Below are 22,351 nucleotides of genomic sequence, written 5' to 3' on the forward strand. Positions count from 1 at the left end.
TACTTCCCCAAGGGAACCGACCTGTCCGTGCACACCCGCGAACACCTCGACACCGTCGCCGCCGAACTCAACGGCCGACCACGCAAAACGCTCGACTGGGATACCCCAGCCGAGCGTCTGGCTAAGCTAATCGCCGCCTAACACGACAACGAGTGTTGCGACGACCCCTCGAATCCGCCCCGTAGCGGGCGGGGCCGATCGTTGGACTGTAAGGTTATGCGCCGACGGCTTGCCAGTTGTCGACGGCATAGATTGCACCAGGCGCCGGTATCACTATCCGGAAACGGTGACCCATCCGTACTTGCCCCCGCCGAATGAGTAACATATCCACTTCGTCGAGCCCTCATAGCGAATGTTGCCAACGGTATACGCATCGCAAGGCGCTGTTGGCGCAGCCGCAGCTTGCGGCATCGTCGCGGCCAAGATCGTGGCCACACCGACCAACGCACCGGAGAGCAAGCGTACTGCCATCACGAAACCTCTTTCGCTTCAATAGAATTCACAGAGGTTGCGCAATTCGAACCCCCCTGTTCCACAGGCTACCGAATCATGCTCGAAGTCACAATGACTCGAGCGCACCTTCCGCACCCGTTCGCAAGGAATCCTCGGCCGGGATAGGTGCGACGCCACACACCCGCGCGAACACGGCTTCGGCGATCAGCCATCGGGTTTGTCGCCGATCGAAATTATCAGCGCGACAGCGGTATCCGGCCCACGGGCGAATACCTGCGTTGTCACCGGGCGCCAGCCGTTCGAGGAGTTCGCCGAGGTGCGTCTTCAGGTGGTCGGAGTGGGTCAGGCAATCGGAAACGCGTTGGGCGAGTGCCCGCAGTGCGAGTTGGGCCGCGTCGATCGGGTCGGCAAGTCGGCCCGGGTCCGGCGTAACCGATTGCAGTCGCCGAATTTGCGGTCGGCGAGCTTGTTGCCGTTCGCAACCGCCGATTCGAAAGGGGACAGTTTTTCCGTCAGTGGACCGAACGCGGCGGCAGGCAAAGGCCCCACGCGGGATCCGCGACCAGGGCCTTCACTTTGCCGGTCGCAGCCTCGGTGCACAACCGCTCGGCAATCGGGATCAGCCGAAGCGGCCGGAGATGTAGTCTTCCGTGGCCTTCTGGGACGGGTTGGAGAAGATCTTCTCGGTGTCGTCGATCTCGATCAGCTTGCCCGGCTTGCCCTGGGCCTCCAGGTTGAAGAAACCGGTCTGGTCACTCACGCGCGCGGCCTGCTGCATGTTGTGGGTGACGATGACGATGGTGAATTCCTTCTTCAGCTCGGTGATCAGGTCCTCGATCGCCAGGGTGGAGATCGGGTCCAGCGCCGAGCAGGGCTCGTCCATGAGCAGCACGTCGGGCGATACGGCGATGGCACGCGCGATGCACAGACGCTGCTGCTGACCGCCGGAGAGGCCGCCGCCCGGCTTGTCCAGGCGGTCCTTCACCTCGTTCCACAGGTTGGCCCCGCGCAACGAGCGTTCGGCGACCTCGTCGAGTTCCTTCTTGCTGCGCACACCCTGCAGCTTCAGACCCGCGACCACGTTGTCCTTGATGGACATGGTGGGGAACGGGTTCGGTCGCTGGAAGACCATGCCGATGGTGCGGCGCACGCCCACCGGGTCGATCTGGGTGCCGTAGATGTCCTCGCCATCCAGCATTACCGCGCCCTCGACGCGAGCGTTCGGAGTTACCTCGTGCATGCGGTTGAGCGAACGCAGCACGGTGGACTTGCCACAACCCGAGGGACCGATGAAGGCGGTCACGCTGCGCGGCAGCACGGTCAGCGAGACATCGGACACGGCATGGAACTTGCCGTAGTAGATGTTCAGATCTTTGACGTCGATCCGCTTGGCCATTTTCGGTAATCCGTTCCGCTTCTATCGGTTCCGGGTGAGCAGGCGGTTGAGGACCGCAGCCGCCAGGTACAGGAGGGCGATGATGAGAATGAGGGTCAAAGCCGCGCCCCAGACCCGCTCGCGTCCGGCAGCTTCGGGGTTGGCCAGCTCCTGGTAGATCAACAGCGGCAGCGATGCCATGTTGCCGTCGAAGATGTTCGTGTTGATCGACTTGCTGTAGCCGACCAGCACCAGCACCGGAGCGGTCTCACCCATCACCCTGGCGATGGCCAGCAGGATGCCGCTGATCATGCCGGGCAGTGCGGTGGGTACCACGATCCGCACGATGGTCTTCCACTTCGGGATGCCGAGTGCGTAGGACGCTTCGCGCAGTTCGTCCGGCACGAGTTTGAGCATTTCCTCCGTGCTGCGGACGACCACCGGCAACATCAGCAGCACCAACGCCAGCGATACCGCCAGCGAGCTCTGCGGGAACCCGAGCGTCGCGATCCAGAGCGCGAAGATGAACAGGGCGGCGACGATCGACGGCACACCGGCCAGGATGTCGACCATGAACGTCGTGGTCTTGGCCAGCACGCCGCGGCCGTACTCGACCAGATAGACCGCGGCCATGATGCCGAGCGGCACCGCGATCACGGTCGCGACCAACGACTGTACGACGGTGCCGTAGATGGCGTGGTAAACGCCGCCCGCGACCTGATTGGGCAGCACGCCCTTCAGGGAGTTCTGCCACCAGTTCGCCCGGACCACGGCGCTGAAACCCTTGGTGACCACCATGATCAGCACCCATGCCAGCGGCACGAGCGCGATACCGAACGCCGTCCAGACCAAACCGGTGGCGAGGTTGTTGCGAATCCGGCGCGCCAGGCTCACGTCCCGGAAGGTGGGCGGCTTGATCGGCCGGTCCAGAGTCGAGGTGGTCATCACCCGTTCACCCTTCCGCCCGCGGCGAGTCGAGCCAGCGCATTCACGACGAAGGTCAGCGCGAACAGCACGAAGCCTGCCGCGATGTACGCGCCGGTCGGCAGCGGGTCACTGAATTCCGCGGCCGCCGAGGCGATTTTGGAGGCGAAGGTGTAGCCGCCGTCGAACACCGACCACTGCCCCGGCTGGGCGGCCGTCTTCAGCACGATCAGCACGGCGATCGTTTCACCCAGAGCGCGCCCGAGGCCGAGCATGGCGCCGGCGATCATGCCGCTGCGGCCGTACGGCAGCACCGTCATCCGGACGACTTCCCATTTCGTCGCACCGAGCGCCTGCGCCGCCTCGATGTGCGCACGGGGGGTGAGGTTGAACACCTCGCGGCTGACCGACGTGATGATCGGCAGGATCATCACCGCGAGCACGACGCCCGCGGTGAAGATCGTGCCGCCGCTGGCCAGCGGGATGTTGCCGTCCGAGAAGAGGAACAACCATCCCAGGTTGTCGTTGAAGAAGGTCTGGACCGGCTCCAGCTGCGGAGCCAGCACCAGGATTCCCCAGAGACCGAACACGATCGAGGGCACCGCGGCGAGCAGATCGACGAGCACCGAGAACGGCCGCGCCAGCGTCTTCGGCGCGTAGTGCGTCAGGAACAGCGCGATGCCGATGCCGATGGGAACGGCAAGCACCAGAGCGAAGATCGAACTCAACACCGTGACCATGAACAGGTCCCGGATGCCGAACCGTAGGTTGTTGGCATCGGAGGTGTTGAACTCGGCGCTGGTGAAGAAGTTCGCGTCGTTCTCCAGCACCGACGGCACCGCTCGGATGAGCAGGAACAGCGCGATCAACGCGATGGACGCGACGATGATCGCACCCGCCGCCGTGGCCAGCGAGCGGAAGATGATCTCCGCGCGCGGGCTGTGCGGGCGACGGCTCCTCGCGGCCGGTTCGTTGCTCGGCTTACTCGGCATGAGCGCAGTATCTCCGCCTGTCCGCTGGTCGGTCGAATCCGACTGACCCGCGGCGGCGACCTCGTCGTGAACGGTCATGTGGGGCTGCTATCAGGAGATGGCGTTGATGGCGGTGGTCAGCTTGGTCTTGAACTGCTCCGGGATCGGGATGTACCCGGCCTCGTCCAAGCCCTGCTGGCCGTTGGTGACCGCGGAGGTGAGGAAGGCCTTCACCGCCGTGGCCGTCGCGGCGTCGGCGTACTTCGAGCACACGATCTCGTAGGTCGGCATCACGATCGGGTACGCGCCCGCCGCGGCCGGCTTGTAGAACGAGGAGGTGTCGATGATCAGGTCATTGCCCTGACCGGAGATCTTCGCCGACTCGATCGCCTTGCCCGCCGACTCGACGCTCAGCGTCACCGGGTCCTTGCTCGCCGAGGTGACGATGCGCGCGACCGACAGGTTCTGCGCCTTCGCGAAGGACCACTCGTTGTAGGTGATCGAGTTCTTGGTGCTCTTCACCGCGGCGGAGGTGCCCTCGTTGCCCTTCGAGCCCGCGCCGACGCCGCCGACGAACGCCTTGCCCGCACCCTTGCCCCAGGCGCCGTCGGAAGCGGCGTCCAGGTAGAGCTGGAAGTTGTCCGTGGTGCCCGACTCGTCGCTGCGGAAGATCACCGCGATCGGCTCGGACGGCAGCTTGGCGCTCGGGTTCAGCGCCTTGATCTCGGGAGCGTCCCACGTGGTCACGGTGCCGTTGAAGATCTTGGCGGCGGTCGGGCCGTCCAGCGCGAGATCGGTCACGCCGTCGATGTTGTAGGTGATCGCCACCGGGCCGAACACGGTGGGCAGGTTCCACGCGGGCGAGGCGCAACGGTCGGCGGCCTTCTTCGGCTCGTCCTTCTTCGAGCTCAGCGGGGAGTCGGAGCCACCGAAATCGGTCTGGCCGCCGATGAACTCGCTCACACCCGCGCCCGAACCACTCGAGGTGTAGTTGAGCGTGGAGCCGTCGCAGTTCTTCTCGTAGGCGGCGATGAAGCGCTCCATCGCGTTCTTCTGCGCCGAGGAACCACTGGCCTTGAGGGCCTCCTTGCCGCCGCACGCCACGTCGACCTTGGCCACATCGCCGCTGTCGGAAGAGGTGTTGTCGTCGCTGCCACAGGCGGCGAGCGTCATCGCGCCGACGGCCAGCACACCGACGAGGGCGCTGCTGCGCTTGAGATTCACTAATTCCTCCGGAATCGCGTCCTACTCGTCCGGTCCCTCACCGGCCCGGACGGGTGCCGTGGTGCTGTTCGCGGGGAACTTGCGCACCAGGCAGCAGTGTGCTGCCCTCACTCAACCTAAAGTCACGTGGTTGACAGTTGGACCGAACTGAGTGAACGGAGAGTGAACAGGCCGGCGCGATTGCTCCCGGGAGATGTGACGTTTGCCCCAGTTTTACTCCCGGACACCCGGTCTGCCGCCTCCTATTCAGACTCCGCCGCGGCGTAGGCGACGTCGACGTGCGCCGGAGCGAACCCGAGCCGGGTATAAGTGCGCACCGCGGCGGCGTTGTCCGCCTCGGTGTAGAGCAACACCTCGGTCGATCCACGGTCCCGCAAGTAGCGCAGACCTGCCAGCGTGAGCAGACGGCCGAGCCCGCGACCCTGCGCCGCGGGGTCGATGCCGACCACGTAGACCTCACCGAGCGGCGGATCCTCTCCCGGGTGCACCTTGGTCCAGTGGAATCCGAGCAGACGATCGGGGACGGCGGTGTCGAATGCCAGGAACAGGCCCGCCGGATCGAACCACGACTCGTTGCGGCGGACCTCGAGGTCGCGTGCGGTCCACCCACCCTGTTCGGGGTGCCACGCGAAGGCGGCGTCGTTCACCCGCAGCAATTCCGCGTCGTCGGCGCGACCGGCGTAGGTGCGCAACGCGATGCCGTCCGGCACGGCCAATTCTGGTAGCTCAGGTGTTGCCAGCGACCGCCGCATCTGCCACAACTCGCGCGCCGTCCGCAGCCCCAGATGCGCAGCGACAGCCTTGGCCGCGGGCCGGTCACCGTGCGCCCAGACCCGCGCGCCCGGTCCGCCCGCGGCCAAGGCGGCCGTGACCAGCTCGGTACCCACACCGTGGCCGCGCTGGGCCGGATCGACCGCCACCTCTGCCATGGCGGGATGTCCGCCATGCGCTGGAACGAGATTCGCGTAGCCCGCGAGCGCGCCGTCGCGGCGCGCGAGCAGATGACGCGCCCCCGTGTCGGCGCCGGAAGTCAGCGACAGCACCGCCTGTTCCGAAACGGGGGCGACCCCGTCTGCCGCGGTGGCCCGTGCCAGCAAAGCGGTGATCCCCTGTGCCGTGTCCGCATCGGGACGGTCGATCCACTGTGTCGTCGCGCCGCTCATCGGCCTCCGTTCATCGAGCCAGCGGACCCCGCTCAGGAGTCCGCTCCTGGCAACGTCGTGCAAGCGGGCGGCATTTCGACCTCGGCCTGCCACGACGACGGCATCATCGAAGCGCCCGCCCGGCGGAACTCACGGTGCGGAGCCGTTGACCGGCGTGAGCGGGGAGTCGTCGGTGCCCTCGTTGTCGTCGTCGTGGAAGCTCACCGGCTCACCCTTGACCGCCGCGCGCGACGGGCGCACGGCCTTGTAACCGACATTGCGCACCGTGCCGATGAGCGACTCGTACTCGGTGCCGAGCTTGGCGCGCAGACGACGCACGTGCACGTCCACGGTGCGGGTGCCGCCGAAGAAGTCGTAACCCCACACTTCTTGCAGCAGCTGCGCGCGGGTGAAGACCCGGCCCGCGTGCTGCGCCAGATACTTCAGCAGCTCGAACTCCTTGTAGGTGAGATCGAGCGGACGACCGCGCAACCGCGCGGTGTAGGTGCCCTCATCGATCACCAGCTCACCGAGGGTGATCTTGCCGGTGTTCTCCGGGCTGGCGACGCCGCCGTTGCGCCCGACCAGCAGCCGCAGCCTGGCGTCGAGTTCGGCGGGGCCGGTTCCGGGCAGCAGGATGTCGTCGAGTCCCCAGTCGGCGTTCACCGCGACCAGGCCGCCCTCGGTGAGCACGGCGACGACCGGCACGGAGGACCCGGTGCTGCCGAGCAGGCGGCACAGCCCGCGAGCGGCGGCGAGGTCGGTCCTGGCGTCGACCAGGGCGACGTCCGCGGTGCCTGCCTCGAGCAGCGAGGCCACTTCCGTCGGCGCCGGGCGCACGTTGTGCGCCAGCAACGCCAGTGAGGGCAACACCGACTCGGGGTTGGGGTCGGAGGTAAGCAGGAGCAGCTCCACAGGCCCTCCTCCCATCTCGTAGCCACGCGGATACGGCAGCACTGCCGCGGCCACGTCGCTAATCACAGGTAATCGGATGCAAGATTAGCGCGTAACAAGGCATGACCACGCATTCCGGGTCCGCGGCCGCACCGGAGGACACCCGGCGGCCGGGCGCGAGCCAACCGATATGGTGCGTACATGGGTTACGTATCGGGCATGCCCGCCACCGGCGGGGCGCCCGATACGGCAATCGAACGCGCGCCGCGCGGCTCCCGGTCGCCGCGGCCCGAGACCCGGAGAGACGGGGGAGCATGCGCAAGCTGATCATCGGCCTGCTGTGTCTGGCGGGATTCGCCGTCGTCGCCGACTTCAGTACCGCGGCCTATTCGGAGTATCGCGTGTCCAGGGCGCTGCGCGACGGCGCCGATCTCACCGCCGATCCGGAGGTGACGATCCACGGTTTCCCGTTTCTCGGCCAGGCCTGGGACAGCCGCTACGACCACGTGGAGATCCGTGCGCGCGCGAAGCGGGAGGACATCCCGGGCGAGATCGCGTTGGAGGCGACGCTGACCGGAGTGCGGCTGCCGGTCGGCGAACTGGTCGACGGCAGCCTGCGCGGCGTGCCCGTGGAGCGGGTGGACAGCAGGTTGCGGGTGGAGCCCACCGAGCTCGGCCGACTGTTCACGATCCCCGATCTGCAAGTGCATTCGCGGCCCGCGGACAAGTCCGACGGGACCGGCGGATCGGGCGGTTCCGGTATGACCACCACCGGCGCGCTCGTGCTCACCGGCACCCTGCCGGAGACCCCCGGCGCGCAGTACGGCGGCGAGAAGGTCAGCGTGCAGGCCGACCTCCTGCTCGACGGCGATCAGGTCAAGATCGTGGCGACCGGCTTCTATCGCGGCGGCCCCGGTACCGAGACCACTCCGGTGGCGGTGATCACCGAAGCCGATCGCCCTGCCGTGCTCGCCCGGTTCACCCGTACCATCGACACGAAGGAGTTGCCGTTCGGTGTCCGGCCCACCAAGGTCTCCGCCCAGGGCGGTCAGATCGTCGTGGAGGGCAAGGGCGTGAACGTCACGATCGACCTCGACCGATTGCAGCGACCATGATCCAGATCACCATCCTCGCAGTGGCACTGCTCGCCGCGCTGGCGGTGGGCGTCCTGCTGCGCAGGCGCGAAGGCAAGGTCCGCGCGGCCGAAAGCATCGAAGTCTCCGATTCGGCCCGCGCCGAACTGCTGGCGGCCGTCGGCGTGACCGGCGCCGGTCCCGCGGTCCTGCATTTCTCCGCCGAATGGTGCGGACCGTGCGACGCGGTTCGCCGGGTGGTTGCCAATGTCGCCGACCAGCTCGCGGGATCGCCACAGCCGCCGCAGGACATCGAGGTGGACATCGACGCCGAGCCCGCGCTCGCCCGAGAGTTGAACGTGCTCTCGCTGCCCACCACGTTCGTCTTCGACGTCGAGGGCCGGGAACGGTTCCGCATCTCCGGCGTCCCGAAGGTCACGGACCTGCACTCCGCGCTCGAGCCGCTCACCGCAGCCGCCTGAGCTGCGACGACAAGGCCCCTCGACGGTTGTGATCCACCCCGGGTCCTATTCCCCCGCCGAATTGGGTAAACTGCTGTCGTGCTTTCCAACCACGAGCTGATGCTCACCCGACGCCGCACAGTGGATCTGTGTCGGCTCGGTGGTTGTTGCTGCCTGTGCCGCTGATCGGTCGGCTTTCCCGGGTTTCCTGACGCCGACCTCTGTCCGCCGCGCGAGTGATCTCACGATCCCCCGGCGAATTGGCAATCCTTCAGTGATCGGACTAATTCAGCGCAGGAGTACGCACAATGTCCACCGAGATCCGAAACAATTCCGAAACCGCTGTTACTCCCACCGGCCAGGTGGATGTTCGCGGCCCCCGATTCGCCGCATGGGTGACCACCGCCGCCCTGGTCCTCGTCCTGATCGCCGCCGCGTTCTCGACGGTGGCCGCCGCGGTATTGATCGGCGCGCAGGCGGTTGTCTTCGCGGTCGGCGCGGCCCTCGGTCCGCGCCGCCACCCGTACGGGCGGATCTACGCCGCCTTCGTCGCGCCGCGCCTGGCGCCGACCGGCGAGACCGAGCCCGCGGCCCCGCTGCGGTTCGCTCAGCTGCTCGGTTTCGTCTTCGCGGCCGTCAGCCTGCTGGGCTTCGCGCTCGGCTCCACAGTCGTCGGCGCGGTGTTCGCCGGCTTCGCCCTGTTCGCGGCGTTCCTGAACGCGGCGTTCGGGATCTGCCTGGGTTGCCGGATCTATCCGCTGGTGACCCGCCTCCGCAGGACCGTTCCGGACAGCGGTGTTCGCGAGCCCTCCGTGGCCACGCGAGCTTCCGTCCCCGGGCGGGACGCGCACACCGCCGGGTCACCGGCATCGAACTGACCCTGCAAGTCATCTCTGAAAGGAAAACAATGGCTCGCTCCGATGTCCTGGTCTCCGTTGACTGGGCCGAAGAGAACCTCAACGCCCCCGGCGTCGTCTTCGTCGAGGTCGACGAGGACACCTCCGCCTACGACGGTGGTCACATCGAGGGTGCCGTCCGGCTCGACTGGAAGAAGGACCTGCAGGATCAGGTTCGTCGCGACTTCGTGAACCAGGAGCAGTTCTCCGATCTGCTCTCGGCGCGCGGCATCTCCAACGACGACGAGGTCATCCTGTACGGCGGCAACAACAACTGGTTCGCCGCGTACGCCTACTGGTACTTCAAGCTGTACGGCCACAACAACGTCAAGTTGCTCGACGGTGGCCGCAAGAAGTGGGAGCTGGACGGCCGTCCGCTGTCCACCGCACCGGTGAACCGGCCCGCCACCCAGTACAAGGCCGCCGCGCCCGATCTGTCCATCCGCGCCTTCCGCGACGAGGTCATCGCGGCCATCGGCACCAAGAACCTGGTCGACGTGCGTTCGCCCGACGAGTTCACCGGCAAGATCCTCGCGCCCGCGCACCTGCCGCAGGAGCAGAGCCAGCGTCCCGGCCACATCCCCGGCGCCATCAACGTGCCGTGGAGCAAGGCCGCGAACGAGGACGGCACCTTCAAGTCCGACGCGGAACTGGCCGAGATCTACAAGGAAGCCGGCCTGGACGGCGAGAAGGAGACCATCGCCTACTGCCGGATCGGCGAGCGCTCCTCGCACACCTGGTTCGTGCTGCAGGAACTGCTCGGCCACCAGAACGTCAAGAACTACGACGGGAGCTGGACCGAGTACGGCTCCCTCGTCGGAGCCCCGATCGAGTTGGGAGAGTAATCGATATGTGTGCAGCACCTACTCAGGGTCAGGCCATCCCGGCCGGCGTCGACGTGGAGAAGGAGACGGTCATCACCGGCCGTGTCGTGAGCACCGACGGTCAGCCGGTGGGCGGTGCGTTCGTGCGCCTGCTCGACGGCAACGGTGATTTCACCGCCGAGGTCGTCGCGTCCGGCACCGGTGACTTCCGGTTCTTCGCGGCCCCCGGCTTGTGGACCGTCCGCGCGCTGTCCTCGGCGGGCAACGGCTCCGCCGAGGTGCGCCCCGAAGGCGCGGGCATCCACTCGGTCGACGTCGCGGTCGCCAAGTAAGACCTCGCCGAGTAATACATCGCACTCGTCGAACGGCTCCGGTCGTTTCCGCCCCGCGGAAGCACCGGGGCCGTTTGCGTACCGCGGAAGGGGGGTCGTTAAACTCGGGAACGTGGTCCTCTTCTTCGAGATTCTGCTGGTGGCCGTGGCCGTTCTGATCGGCTGGTTCGGCCTCTACGTCTTCTACCGGCTCTTCACCGAATCATGAGCGAACTCGCGAGCGAAGGTTCCAACCCGGCCGAGCGAGCGAGTGAACAACTGAACGGCGACGCTCCGGCCGATTTCGCCGGTCGCCGTAGCGGCGACCAGGCTGTGGCCGACGCTGCCGAACGGGCGAAATCGACCGGCGCCCGCAATATCCCGGTCCTGCCGGATCTTCCGCTGCCCGAGGACACCGCCAACCTGCGCTTGGGACCGGATCTGAGCGCCTCGATGCTCGCGCTGCTCCCGCTGGTGGGCGTATGGCGCGGCGAGGGGGAAGGCAACGATCCCGAGCGCGGTGACTACCGATTCGGCCAGCAGATCGTCGTCTCGCACGACGGCGGTGACTACCTGGCCTGGGAGTCCCGGTCCTGGGTGATCGGCGCCGACGGCAGCTACGACGGCCCCGACCTTCGGGAGAGCGGCTTCTGGCGAGTCGGCATCGACGGCAACGACGAGGTCATCGAATTGCTGCTCTCGCACAGCAGCGGCATCGTGGAGCTGTTCTACGGGCAGGCGCTGACCCAGTCGTCCTGGGAACTGGCCACCGACGTGGTGATCCGCAGCCAGTCCGGCGTCGTCGTGGGCGGCGCCAAGCGCCTCTACGGCATCGTCGAAGGCGGCGACCTGGCTTACGTCGAGGAACGCGTCGTAGCCGACGGCCCGCTCGAACCCCGCCTCTCGGCCCGCCTTCAGCGCTACATCGGCTAGGTTCTCCACCACCACCGGAGTTCAGTCTTCCGAGGAGCGCAAGCCACTGTTCCCGGACAGACGAAATGGAACAGCCCCCGAGCCATACCGGTGCTACTCGCGTGGCACAGGTCCGGTCGGACAGACCGGGGCTCGGGGGCCGGGTGACTGCCTGGAATTCGCTCAGCGCTCGCGCGGGCGAAATCCACCTGCAGCGGTGGCGCTAGCGGACAGCCACCTCACGTGTCCTATGAATATCCATTCTTCGAACCACCTCCTTCCTCGTGTACGAACGAATCTAGCGATGCGTCAGCGGCTCGGCAACGGAATTTCTCGGTGGGCGGAAACGGTGGCGCCACAAGCCGGTTCACGGCGCGCGTAATCGGTCGTGACCTGGCCCGACGCCGCTATGCGCAGCACCGTGTCGGCCCGCTGGTCGTCCGGCAATTGGTGGGTGACGACGACCACGATGCGGTCGGGCTCGACGAGCCCGCTGTCGGCATCCAGCAAGTCGCGCAGCAGCTTCGCGCCGGCCTCGGCCTCCAGGTGCTCGGTCGGCTCGTCGAGCAGCAACACCCGCGCGGGCGACACCAGGGCGCGGGCGAGCAGGATCCGACGGCGCTGGCCGCCCGAGACGGCCGCCGCTCCGCCGACCAGGTCGGTATGGATTCCCTCCGGCAGCCCGTCCAACCAGTCCCCGAGACCGACGGCGCGCAGCGCCTTCTCGGCTTGCCCTGCGGTGAGATCGCCGCGGGCGACCCGCAGATTCTCCAGTACGGAGGTGCCGAAGAGGTGCGCGTCTTCGGCGAAGAAGGTGACGCCGGGGCGGGGTGTGCCGAACAACCCCGCCCATGTCATCAGCAGTGTCGTCTTCCCGGCGCCGCTCGGGCCGACCACGGCGATGCGTCGTCCCGGGGGCAGCTCCGGCACATGCACCTCACCGGGCCGGGCGGATGCGACAGTCCGCCTTTGTCCTTGTCCCAGCTCTGCTACCCACCCGGGTGAGGCGTCACCGGAGTCGGTCGCGCCCGAAACGAGTTCAGCCGCGGGGCTCACCGACCCACCATCAGGGGATTCGAATTCGGTCAGGCGACGCAGGGCCGCGCGGGCGGTGGTCAGAGCCTGCGCCGCGGCGGGCAGCGGGCCGACCGCTTCGAAGGCCGACAGCGGCAACAGGACCAAGACGACGAGCGCCATGGGTGTCATCGCACCCGGTGTGCCGCCGTCGGGACCGTAGACCGTGATGCCGATGAGGAGAGCGGCCAGCACGGTGACGCCGATCGACAGCGGGGTGGCCGCGGCCGACCAAGCGCTGCGCGCGGCAGCCCGGTCCTCGGCGGCGACCGCCCGGCGCGACGCTTCTCCCGCCGCGGCGAGGGCGGCGTCGAGGCGTCCGGCGACGCGCAGTTCGGCGGCATGGTCGAGGACCGTCAGAGCCTGCGCGGTGAACTCCGCCCGGTCGGCGCGCACGGCGCGTTCGGCCGCGGACGCCGCCTCGGCCGACAGCCACGGTGCGACGATGCCCGACAGGGCCAGCGCGCCGGCCAGGATCGCGGCAGCGGCAGGCGAGATCGTCGCCAGGAGCGCGACGGCCGCGACCGCGAGGACGACGGCCACCGCGACCGGCACGAACGCACGCACCACCACCGCCCCCAGATCGTCGATGTCGCTGCCGATACGGACGAGCAGGTCGCCGCGGCGCGGCGGGCCGGAAGTCCCGGTGTCCACGCGGCCGCCCGAGGTCTCCGGTCGGCGCAGCCAGAAATCCGAGCGTGCGAGCTTTCGATAGACCGTCGTACGCGCCGTCGTCATGGCTCGCAGGGCGACGTCGTGGGTGGCGAGTCGTTCCAGATACCGGCACAGACCACGGGAGATCCCGAGCGCGCGCACCGTGACCACGGCGATGCTCAGGTCGAGTACCGGCGGCATCTGCCAGGCTCGCGCGATCAACCACGCCGCCAGCGCCGCGAGCCCGAGCCCACTGCCCAGCGCCAGCACACCCCACCCGATCGCCACCGCGACCCGCAGGCGAGACAATGCGAGCAGCGCCCACATCCGGCGCAGATCATCGAGCAGAGCGCCCGCACCGCGCGGACGAGCGGCTATTCGCGTGCTCATCGGAGGGCCTCCGCTCGGTCGGCTCGTACCCGCACGACATGGTCGGCCGCGGCGAGCACGGTGGGACGATGCCCGATCATGACGACTGTCGCGCCCGCGCGGGCCCTTATCCGGAGGGCGGCCAGCACGGTGGTTTCGGCGACCGCATCGAGGTGGGCGGTCGGCTCATCGAGCAGCAGGATCGGGCGGTCGGTGGCCAGCACCCTGGTCAGCGCGAGACGTTGGCGCTGGCCGAGCGACAGACCCACACCGCCGGGCCCGACGACGGTATTCCAGCGGTCGGGCAGTTCGTCCAGCACGGCGTCGAAACCGGTCGCCAGACATGCCGCTTCGAGATCGCCGACGACTCGCGCGGGACCGGGCGCGGTGTGGTCGGCCGTGTGCACGCCGAGCAGGTCCAGGTTGTCCCGCAAGGTGCCCGGCACCAGGACCGGACGCTGCGGCAGCCACGCCACCCGCGCCCACCAATGGTCCGCGTCCAGCTCACGTACGTCCACGCCGTCGACGGTCACAGCGCCTCGGTCAGGGCTGAGCAGCCCCAGGATCGCCTGCACGGCAGTTGTTTTGCCGCTTCCGTTGGGACCGGCCAGCACCGTGAGGGAGCCGGGCCGCAGGGTCGCCGACAAATCCGCGGGCGCGAACCCGTCCCGGGCCCGCACCGAGAGGTCGCGCAGAGCGATCGTCGCAGCACCCCCTGCGGAGATGCCGCGGCCGAACGTCGTCACGGCGGGTTTCCACCCCTCGATGCCGCCGCCCTTGTGGACTGCCATCGACTCGTCCGGTGCCGTACCCGTGATGCCGGCCCGCTCGGCAGGCGTGGATTCGAGGATCGCGAACGCCTTGTCCGCGGCTGCCATACCGTCCTGTGCGGCATGGAACCGTTCACCGACCATCCGCAGCGGCAGGTACACCTCGGGCGCGAGCACCAGCGCCACCAAGCCCGCGTACAGGCTCATGTCACCGAAGACCAGGCGCAGCCCGATGGACACCGCGATCAGCGCCACGCTCAGGGTCGCGAGCAGTTCCAGCACCATCGAGGACAGGAAGGCCACGCGCAGCGCCCGCATGGTGCGCTGCCGCAGCGTGTCACCGAGATCGCGTACGCGGTGCCGCATGGTGCTCGCATGGCCGGCGTCGGGGTCCTCCTGCCGTGCCCGCGCGGCATGTCGCGCCGGAAGGGGTTGCTCGGCGCCGGTTTCCCGGCCGAGCGCACGCAACGTCGGCATGCCCGCGAACAGGTCGAGCAATTGGTCCGACAGCCGGGTGGTGGCCGCGAGCGTGGCTTCGGCGCGCCCCTGGGTCAGCAGCCCGATGAGGATCATGAATATCGGGATGAGCGGCAACGTGATCACCACGATCACTCCGGACGTCACATCGTGCGCCGCGATGACCGTGAGCACGATGGGCGGAACCAGCACCGCCAGCAGCAGAGCGGGCAGGTAACCGACGAGATAGCCGCGCAACCCGGACAACCCCGTGCCGACGACCACCGCCAATTCCGTCCGGCGCGTGTCGAGTTCGCGGGGGGACAGTCGCGCGCCTGTGGCGAGCACCGCGCTTTCCAGCTCCGCCACCACGCTCGCGCCCGCTCGGTGCGCCAGCCGGGACTGCCACCAAGTGGCGAGCACCCGGCCCGTGATCGCGAGCGCGAGCACGACCAGTTCGATCGTCCACGCACCGAGGGAACGCTGGCCAGGGTCGGTGACCACCCCGGCCAGCACCCGTCCGATCATCACCGCCGTCGCCACGATCGCCGCGGTGACGACCAGCGACAGCAGCACGCTCAGCGCCAGGTAGCCGCGGGCCGAGCGGGCATACCGCCACAGGCGCGGATCGATCGGCGGACGGGCCATGGCGTCAATCCTTCGCGGGCTGCAAGGACAGACCGACCGGTGGCGGGATCTGCTCGACGGTGATCCGCTTGCGGAACACCCAGTACGTCCAACCCTGGTACACCAGCACGACCGGCGTGACCAGTGCCGCGGCCCAGCTCATCACCTTCAGCGTGTACGGGGTCGAGGACGCGTTGTGGATCGTCAGATCGAATGCCGCATCTATCGTCGAGGGAAGCACGTTGGGGAAGAGCGACCCGAACAGCAGCGCGGTCACCGCGGCGACGGTCACCGTCGTGCCGGTGAACGCCCACCCGTCGCGGTGCGCGAAGTCGGCGGCCGCCGCGACGACGAGTCCGAGCACGGCCAGCCCCAGCGGGATCCATGTCCAGCCGGTCCCGTGGGACAGCTGGGTCCACACGCCGAATCCGCCGACCACCAGCACGGTCGGGATCAACAGCAGCCGGGCCGTGCGCCGCGCGTCGTCGCGTATCTCACCGGCGGTCTTCAGCACCAGGAACATCGCTCCGTGCAGCGCGAACAGCAGTCCGGTCGCCGAACCGCCCAGCAGGGCGTAGGGCCCGAACAGGTCCGCCACCGAACCCGCGAACTGCTTCTTCTCGTTCAGCGGAACCCCGTGCACCACGTTGGCGAACACCCAGCCCCAGGCCAGCGCCGGAACCCAGGAACCGATGCCGATGCCGACATCGCAGCGGGCCCGCCAGCGTGGGTCGTCGATCTTGCCGCGGTACTCGATGGCGCAGATCCGCAGGATCAGCGCGACGAGCACCAGCAGCAACGCCAGATAGAAACCCGAGAACAGGCTGGCGTACCACTCCGGGAACGCGGCGAACATCGCGGCGCCCGCGGTGATCAGCCAGACCTCGTTGGCATCCCACACCGGTCCGATCGTGTTGAGCACCGCGCGCCTGCGCACGTCGGATCCCTTGCCGAGGATCGGCATGAGCATGCCGACGCCGAAATCGAAGCCCTCCAGCACGAAGTAGCCGGTGAACAGCACGCCGATCAAGACGAACCAGAACTCTTGCAGACTCATCGCCGGCTCCTAGTAGGCGAACGAAAGTTGTTCGACGGCAGATTCTTCGGCACGCCGGTCGCCCGAGGACGCGTCCGTGTCGTCCTTGTCGTGGGCGAAGCGTGCGGCCGGGTCGGGCCCGTGGATCACGTACCGGCGCATCAGGTAGAACCACACGATCGCGAGCGCGCCGTACAGCAGCGTGAAGGTGATCAGCGAGAACAGCACGACGCCGGCCGAGTGGTTCGAGACGCCCTGCGCGACGGTGAGACGCACGTTCGGGTCGCCGGTGGGATTGGGCACGACCACCCAGGGCTGGCGCCCCATCTCGGTGAACACCCATCCCGCGCTGTTGGCCAGGAACGGCGTCGGGATGACCAGCAGGCTCAGCCAGGAGAACCAGCGCTGGTCGGGTACCCGGCCGCGGCGGGTCAGCCACAGCCCGGCCAGCGCGAGCAACGCCGAACCCGCCGACAGGCCGATCATGGCGCGGAACGACCAGTAGGTGACGAACAGGTTCGGCCGGTAGTCGCCGACTCCGAACTGTTCGTTGTATGCCTTCTGCAGGTCGACGACGCCGTCCAGCGTCACGCCGGTGAACTCCCCCTCCGCCAGCCAGGGCAGCACGTACGGCACTTCGAGCACGTGTGTGACGCTGTCGCAGTTGTTGTGCGTGCCGACGGTGAGGACGGAGAAATGGGGATCGGTCGCGGTGTGGCACAACGATTCCGCCGAGGCCATCTTCATCGGCTGCTGCTCGAACATCAGCTTGCCTTGCACGTCACCGGTGTAGATCAGCGCGGCCAGCGACACCACGGTCACGACGATGCCCGCCCGCGCGGCCGGCCGCCACATCGCGCGCGCGTCGGCGAGTTTCGCCTCATCGCCGCTGCGTGCGTTGCGCACCATCCACCAGCCCGCGATGCCCGCGACGAACGTGCCCGCCGTAAGGAAGGATCCGGCGACCACGTGCGGGAAAGCCGCCAGCAAGGTGTTGTTGGTGAGCACCGCCACGATGCTCTCCAGCTCCGCGCGACCGGTCTCCGGGTTGTAGCGGGCCCCGACCGGATGCTGCATGAACGAGTTGGCCGCGACGATGAAGTACGCCGAGGCGTTCACGCCGATCGCGACCATCCAGATCGCGCCGAGGTGCAGCAGTTTCGGCAGCCGGGTCCAGCCGAAGATCCACAGTCCGAGGAAGGTCGACTCCATGAAGAAGGCGATCAAGCCTTCCAGCGCGAGCGGGGCGCCGAACACATCGCCGACGAACCGGGAGTACTCGCTCCAGTTCATGCCGAACTGGAACTCCTGCACGATGCCGGTCGCGACGCCGAGCGCGAAGTTGATCAGGAACAGCTTGCCGAAGAACTTGGTCAGCCGCAGCCAATGCTGTCTGCCGGTGATCACCCATGCCGTCTGCATGGCAGCCACCAGCGGGGCGAGACCGATGGTCAGCGGCACCAAGAGGAAGTGATAGACCGTCGTGATGCCGAACTGCCATCGGGAGATGTCCAAGGCGTTCAAGCCGGCCTCCTACCTGTCTACGACGTGTCGTAGTAAGACTACGCCGGAGGCGACTGCCGACAATGCGGCCTAGACCACGAGAGCAGCGCAGTTACCGCCCATTCGGCGGGTTTCGCGTGCTCATCGCCACCCCGCTCCCCGCCGAATAGGACGGAGATCACGGGGCAGCGCTGATCACCAGGACACCCCGCCTACCCATAACCGATTCCGCGAGCACTCCCGCCCCGCCGCGGCAACCGGCCGGTACGGCCCGACTTCCCGCCAGAGGCGGGCAGTCACCAGTCGCCGATGGCGCCCGCCCGCTCGATGCCGCGGTCGACCAGCTCGATGATCTCCGCGGCGTTGTCCGGCGCGGACATCCGCAGGCCGTCCAGCGAATTGACCCGCGCCGCAAGCGAGATGCTCGACAACATCCAGATGCTGTCGCAGGTGAGCAGGTCGGCGGTGAACAGCGAGTGATACCGGCACTGCCAGCCCGCCTTCTCGGCCTCGGCGAACAGCGCGCGCTGGGTGACGCCGGGCAGCACGCCGTTCTTGGCAGGCGGGGTGATCAGCTGCTTGTCGCGCGCGATCACCACGGTGGACCGCGGCCCCTCCAGCACCCGGTTCTCCGTACTGGTGAAGATCACGTCGTCCGCGCCCATCCGCGCGGCGAATCGCAGCGCGGCCATGTTGGTGGCGTAGGACAGCGTTTTGGCTCCGAGCAACTGCCACGGCGCCGCCTGCGCGAGGTCGACCGAGATGCCACGCGACAGGCTCACCACGGCGACGCCTTCGGTGCGGGCCTTCTCCACGCGCTCGGGCACCGGCACCACGAGCACGAAAGCCGTCGGCACCGGCACGGCGGCGGCGAGGTCACCGGTCTTGACCTTGTCGGGCGTGCCTGCCAGCTCGGAGTCGCGGCCGCGGGTCAGCACCAGCCGCATCACGCCTTCGCGTTCGCTGCCCCACTCCTTGGCGGCGGTCTCCACCGCCTCGCGCCATCGGCCCAGTTCCGGCTCGGGCAGATCGAGCGCCTGTGCGGAACGGCGCAATCTGCCTAGATGAAATTCGATCGCGCACGCGACGCCCGCGCGCACGAGAACCGTTTCGAAGACACCATCGCCACGCAATACGCCAATATCGTCCGCAAACAACAACGGCGCATCCGCATCCCGGACAGCGCCATCAAGAGTTACCAGAACTCGATCCACCATGCGACGAGCGTAGGCGCTGAGAGCGGACAATGCCTACGTCACGGCCGCTTTCGGAAGACCTTTTGTCGAGGTTCCCCGCAACCCCGGCCACAGTGCTCGCACAATGCCGATCCGCTATGCCGGACTCCGGCGCGGCGGCCCGGTTCGCGCACCACCGAGCGGCCCCGCCTAGAGTGGGAGAGGTGTCCGTGGTCGTTGCGCCCAGCCCCATCCTCAGTGTGTCGGGAGCCGTCGCGGGAGCGGTGGGTTCACCCGACGCCGCCGTCGCCTGGCACTACGGCGATCCGTTCGGCGAACAGCGCGCGGCGGCGCAGCGCGCCGCGATCGTCGACCGTTCGCATCGTTACGTCCTGCGCATCACCGGCGCGGAGCGGCTCACCTGGTTGCACACCATCTCGAGTCAGCATGTCGCCGACCTCGGTGACGGGCAGTCCGCGGAGAATCTCGACCTCGATCTGAACGGCCGGGTGCTGCACCACTTCGTGCTCACCGAGCTGGACGGCACCGTCTGGATCGACACCGAGGCCGAGCGCGGTCCCGACCTGCTCGCGTTCCTGCAGCGCATGGTCTTCTGGGCCGACGCCAAGCCGGTCGAAGCCACCGACCACGCGGTGCTGAGCCTGCTCGGGCCAGGCGTCAGCGGCCTGACCGAAGCGCTCGGCGTCACCGCTCTTCCCGGCGTGTACGAGGCGGCGCCCCTGCCCGGCGGCGGTTTCGTGCGCCGGATGCCGTGGCCGACGCCCGACTCCTTCGACCTGGTCGTCCCCCGCGATCAGCTGACCGACCTGTGGGCCCGGCTCACCGCCGCCGGGGCCGCCCCCGCCGGGATGTGGGCCTTCGAGGCGCTGCGCGTCGCGGCCGTTCGCCCGCGGATCGGACTGGACACCGACGAGCGGACCATCCCGCACGAGGCCCGCTGGATCGGCGGTGTCGCCGAACAGGGCGCGGTGCACCTGGACAAGGGCTGCTATCGCGGCCAGGAAACCGTGGCCAGGGTGCACAATCTCGGCAAGCCGCCGCGGCATCTACTGCTGCTGCACCTCGACGGTTCGGCGGACGAGCGCCCGGTCACCGGCGACGATGTCACCGCGGGTGGACGCACGGTCGGCAGGCTCGGCACGGTGGTCGACCATCACGAACTCGGCCCGATCGCCCTTGCGCTGGTCAAGCGCGCGGTTCCGGCCGACACCGCGCTGGCCGCGGGACCGGTCGCGGCGTCCATCGATCCCGATTCGGTGCCCTCCGACGACGCGCCGCAGGCAGGCCGGGCCGCGATCGACCGACTGCGCGGGCGCTGACCTGTTGACCGAGCACCAGCCGGCGTGGGTCCTTCCCGAGCCGACGTCTCCACCCTTGCTCAGCGCCGAGTTCCCCATCCCTGACCTCTTTGACGAGAGGAGCGCTGCCCATGCGCGTCGGTGACACCGGCGAGGTCCTCGCCGCCTGCGTCGTGCACGCCGAACTCGAGATGCCGGGGCGGGTCGGCCGCACCGCCATCGACAAGCGGCCGGTTGCCGGGCGGGTCGCGGTGCGCGCACGCGGTTTGGACGGCGACTACGTCTGCGACACCAAATACCACGGTGGCGTGCACCAGGCCGTCTACGCCTACGCCGACGAGGATGCCCGCCGCTGGGGCGAGGAACTCGGCCGTGAGCTGCCCGCCGGGTGGTTCGGCGAAAACTTGCGGGTCAGTGGGCTTCCGGTCAGCGATTCGGTGATCGGCGCGCGCTGGTCGGTCGGCGACACCTTGCTGGAGGTCACCGCACCGCGCGTGCCGTGCGCGACGTTCCAGCACTGGAGTGGCGAGAAGCAGTGGGTGAAGCGGTTCACGCTGCGCAGCGACACCGGCGCCTACCTGCGGGTGCTCACCGAGGGAACGATCGGGGCCGGCGACCCGATCTCGGTCGTGCACGTCCCCGACCACGGCATCACCGTCCGCGACGTGTTCACCGGCGCCGATCTCGACCTGCTCGCGATCCTGCTGGCCGAGGAGCCGACCGTCTCCGACGAAGTGCGCATGCAGGTCGAGCGGCACGCGCGCAGACATGCCAACGCCGCGCGCGCCGCCGCGCAGCGGGATACGGCGGCCGACGCCGGCGACCTGGGCACGGGAGCGCGACTGTGAGTGTGGAACTGGTCGAAGTCGTCCGCTCGGGTTTCCGAGAATGCGTGCACCGCGGCTCGGTGGTGGTGCTCGACGCCGCGGGCGAGCCGACCCTCGAGCTGGGTGAGGTGCATCTGCCGATCTTCCCTCGCTCGACGAACAAGCCGATGCAGGCGATCACCATGCTGCGCAACGGTTTCCAGCCGCTCGACGACGCCGAGCTGGCCATCGCCACCGCCTCGCACTTCGGCGAACCGGACCACGTCGCGCTGGTGCGCAGGCTGCTGGACCGCTTCGGCTTCCCCGACTCGTCCCTGGCCTGCCCGGCCGATCTGCCCTACGACGAGCGCGCCCGTGCCGCGGCGCTGGCCGGCGGGCGGCAGCCGCATCCCATCTACATGAACTGCTCCGGCAAGCACGCGGCGATGCTCGCGACCTGCGCGGTCAACGGCTGGCCCACCGAGGGCTACCAGGACCAGGCGCATCCGCTGCAGCGGGCGGTGATCGCCACGGTGGCCGATCTGACCGGCGAGCCGGAAGCCGATCTGGGCATCGACGGCTGTGGGCTACCGATCATCCCGGTCTCGCTGGTCAACCTCGCACGGGTGTTCGCGACCATGGCGACCGCCGAGACCGGCACCCCGGAACGCCGGGTCGCCGACGCGATCCGCGCCCATCCGCGAGTGATTTGCGGCACCAACGGCCCCGACCTGCTCGCCATGCGGGCCACGCCGGGGCTGGTGTGCAAGATCGGCGCGGACGGCGTGCACGCTGGGGCGCTGCCGGACGGATCGGCTTTCGCGTACAAGATCGATGACGGCCACGATCGCGCTCGAATGCCGTTGACGCTGGCCATTCTGCATCGGATGGGGATCGAGTGGACCGATGCGCACGCGGAGCTGGCGGCCCCCGCGGTGCTCGGTGGGGGCGCTCGAGTCGGTGTGATTCGCGCTATACCGGGCGTACTCTAGCTATTCCACGGCGGGCGACAAGCGGGCAAACGGCACCGGTTCCGGAGTTCTTCACCCACTCCTGGAAGCGAGACCGCCGGACACACGCTAAAGTGTCTGTCAGGAAGAGT

20 protein-coding genes and 1 pseudogene are annotated in these 22,351 nt (G+C 68.3%); 10 read left to right on the top strand and 11 right to left on the bottom strand.

The features are described 5' to 3' along the window. Positions 1 to 141: pseudogene (locus M8859_RS32825) on the top strand (IS30 family transposase); the annotation flags it as partial. A 931-nt stretch (positions 142 to 1,072) separates the two neighbouring features. On the opposite strand, the gene pstB reads toward M8859_RS32825, so the two are convergent. The 6 genes from pstB to M8859_RS32855 form a co-directional block, all read right to left on the bottom strand. After that, positions 1,073 to 1,849 carry a phosphate ABC transporter ATP-binding protein PstB gene (gene pstB, locus M8859_RS32830; RefSeq protein ID WP_249645426.1) on the bottom strand — a complete coding sequence of 259 codons (777 nt, stop codon included), beginning with the start codon at positions 1,847 to 1,849 and terminating at the stop codon, positions 1,073 to 1,075. Positions 1,850 to 1,870: 21 nt separating this feature from the next. Then, the gene (gene pstA / locus M8859_RS32835; RefSeq protein ID WP_223520371.1) at positions 1,871 to 2,773 is read right to left on the bottom strand and encodes a phosphate ABC transporter permease PstA; all 903 of its coding nucleotides are present in this window, start codon (positions 2,771 to 2,773) and stop codon (positions 1,871 to 1,873) included. Continuing rightward, positions 2,773 to 3,744 carry a phosphate ABC transporter permease subunit PstC gene (gene pstC / locus M8859_RS32840; RefSeq protein ID WP_195070306.1) on the bottom strand — a complete coding sequence of 324 codons (972 nt, stop codon included), beginning with the start codon at positions 3,742 to 3,744 and terminating at the stop codon, positions 2,773 to 2,775. Before pstC ends, pstA begins: the two co-directional genes overlap by 1 nt. Before the next feature lie 90 nt (positions 3,745 to 3,834). Continuing rightward, positions 3,835 to 4,947: a phosphate ABC transporter substrate-binding protein PstS gene (gene pstS / locus M8859_RS32845; protein WP_249645427.1), complete on the bottom strand. Its 1,113-nt coding sequence runs from the start codon at positions 4,945 to 4,947 to the stop codon at positions 3,835 to 3,837. Between the two features lie 242 nt (positions 4,948 to 5,189). Continuing rightward, positions 5,190 to 6,110 carry a mycothiol synthase gene (gene mshD / locus M8859_RS32850; protein ID WP_249645428.1) on the bottom strand — a complete coding sequence of 307 codons (921 nt, stop codon included), beginning with the start codon at positions 6,108 to 6,110 and terminating at the stop codon, positions 5,190 to 5,192. Positions 6,111 to 6,239: 129 nt separating this feature from the next. Further along, complete coding sequence (locus M8859_RS32855) at positions 6,240 to 7,004, bottom strand: winged helix-turn-helix transcriptional regulator (RefSeq protein WP_159929967.1); 765 nt, start codon at positions 7,002 to 7,004, stop codon at positions 6,240 to 6,242. Positions 7,005 to 7,297: 293 nt separating this feature from the next. Here M8859_RS32855 and M8859_RS32860 point away from each other — a divergent pair, with 293 nt between their 5' ends. From M8859_RS32860 to M8859_RS32885, 6 genes are all read left to right on the top strand, one after another. Continuing rightward, positions 7,298 to 8,098 (top strand): LmeA family phospholipid-binding protein, encoded by an 801-nt coding sequence (locus M8859_RS32860; RefSeq protein ID WP_159929969.1) that lies wholly within the window; start codon positions 7,298 to 7,300, stop codon positions 8,096 to 8,098. Continuing rightward, complete coding sequence (locus tag M8859_RS32865; RefSeq protein ID WP_159930034.1) at positions 8,095 to 8,538, top strand: thioredoxin family protein; 444 nt, start codon at positions 8,095 to 8,097, stop codon at positions 8,536 to 8,538. The genes M8859_RS32860 and M8859_RS32865 overlap by 4 nt, the downstream gene beginning before the upstream one ends. 287 nt (positions 8,539 to 8,825) lie before the next feature. Continuing rightward, entirely contained in the window at positions 8,826 to 9,395 is a 570-nt protein-coding gene (locus tag M8859_RS32870; protein ID WP_159929971.1) for a DUF4395 domain-containing protein, read from the top strand. Positions 9,396 to 9,424: 29 nt separating this feature from the next. Next, complete coding sequence (locus M8859_RS32875) at positions 9,425 to 10,258, top strand: sulfurtransferase (RefSeq protein ID WP_159929973.1); 834 nt, start codon at positions 9,425 to 9,427, stop codon at positions 10,256 to 10,258. Positions 10,259 to 10,263: 5 nt separating this feature from the next. Then, positions 10,264 to 10,569: a DUF1416 domain-containing protein gene (locus tag M8859_RS32880; protein ID WP_159929975.1), complete on the top strand. Its 306-nt coding sequence runs from the start codon at positions 10,264 to 10,266 to the stop codon at positions 10,567 to 10,569. 204 nt (positions 10,570 to 10,773) lie between these two features. Then, positions 10,774 to 11,481: a heme-binding beta-barrel domain-containing protein gene (locus M8859_RS32885; protein ID WP_159929977.1), complete on the top strand. Its 708-nt coding sequence runs from the start codon at positions 10,774 to 10,776 to the stop codon at positions 11,479 to 11,481. A 288-nt stretch (positions 11,482 to 11,769) separates the two neighbouring features. Here the strand turns inward: M8859_RS32885 and cydC are convergent, their stop codons facing one another. From cydC to M8859_RS32910, 5 genes are all read right to left on the bottom strand, one after another. Continuing rightward, positions 11,770 to 13,578, bottom strand: coding sequence for a thiol reductant ABC exporter subunit CydC (cydC, locus tag M8859_RS32890; RefSeq protein WP_372492966.1), 1,809 nt, complete (start codon positions 13,576 to 13,578; stop codon positions 11,770 to 11,772). Next, positions 13,575 to 15,431 carry an ABC transporter ATP-binding protein/permease gene (locus tag M8859_RS32895; protein ID WP_249645429.1) on the bottom strand — a complete coding sequence of 619 codons (1,857 nt, stop codon included), beginning with the start codon at positions 15,429 to 15,431 and terminating at the stop codon, positions 13,575 to 13,577. The genes cydC and M8859_RS32895 overlap by 4 nt, the downstream gene beginning before the upstream one ends. Before the next feature lie 4 nt (positions 15,432 to 15,435). Continuing rightward, on the bottom strand, positions 15,436 to 16,467 hold the full coding sequence (gene cydB, locus M8859_RS32900) for a cytochrome d ubiquinol oxidase subunit II (RefSeq protein ID WP_195070302.1): 1,032 nt from the start codon (positions 16,465 to 16,467) through the stop codon (positions 15,436 to 15,438). Positions 16,468 to 16,476: 9 nt separating this feature from the next. Continuing rightward, positions 16,477 to 17,970, bottom strand: a complete 1,494-nt coding sequence (locus M8859_RS32905) for a cytochrome ubiquinol oxidase subunit I (protein WP_195070301.1) — start codon at positions 17,968 to 17,970, stop codon at positions 16,477 to 16,479. Between the two features lie 275 nt (positions 17,971 to 18,245). Continuing rightward, a complete protein-coding gene (locus M8859_RS32910) occupies positions 18,246 to 19,166 on the bottom strand; it encodes an aminodeoxychorismate lyase (RefSeq protein ID WP_159929987.1) in 921 nt (306 codons plus the stop codon). A gap of 182 nt (positions 19,167 to 19,348) precedes the next feature. On the opposite strand from M8859_RS32910, the gene ygfZ reads away from it, so the two are divergent. From ygfZ to M8859_RS32925, 3 genes are all read left to right on the top strand, one after another. Continuing rightward, complete coding sequence (gene ygfZ / locus M8859_RS32915) at positions 19,349 to 20,464, top strand: CAF17-like 4Fe-4S cluster assembly/insertion protein YgfZ (protein ID WP_249645430.1); 1,116 nt, start codon at positions 19,349 to 19,351, stop codon at positions 20,462 to 20,464. 110 nt (positions 20,465 to 20,574) lie between these two features. Continuing rightward, positions 20,575 to 21,291, top strand: coding sequence for an MOSC domain-containing protein (locus M8859_RS32920; protein ID WP_159929991.1), 717 nt, complete (start codon positions 20,575 to 20,577; stop codon positions 21,289 to 21,291). Continuing rightward, positions 21,288 to 22,241, top strand: coding sequence for an asparaginase (locus tag M8859_RS32925; RefSeq protein WP_195070299.1), 954 nt, complete (start codon positions 21,288 to 21,290; stop codon positions 22,239 to 22,241). Before M8859_RS32920 ends, M8859_RS32925 begins: the two co-directional genes overlap by 4 nt. Positions 22,242 to 22,351 lie beyond the last annotated feature (110 nt).

The organism is Nocardia sputi (genome assembly GCF_023501985.1).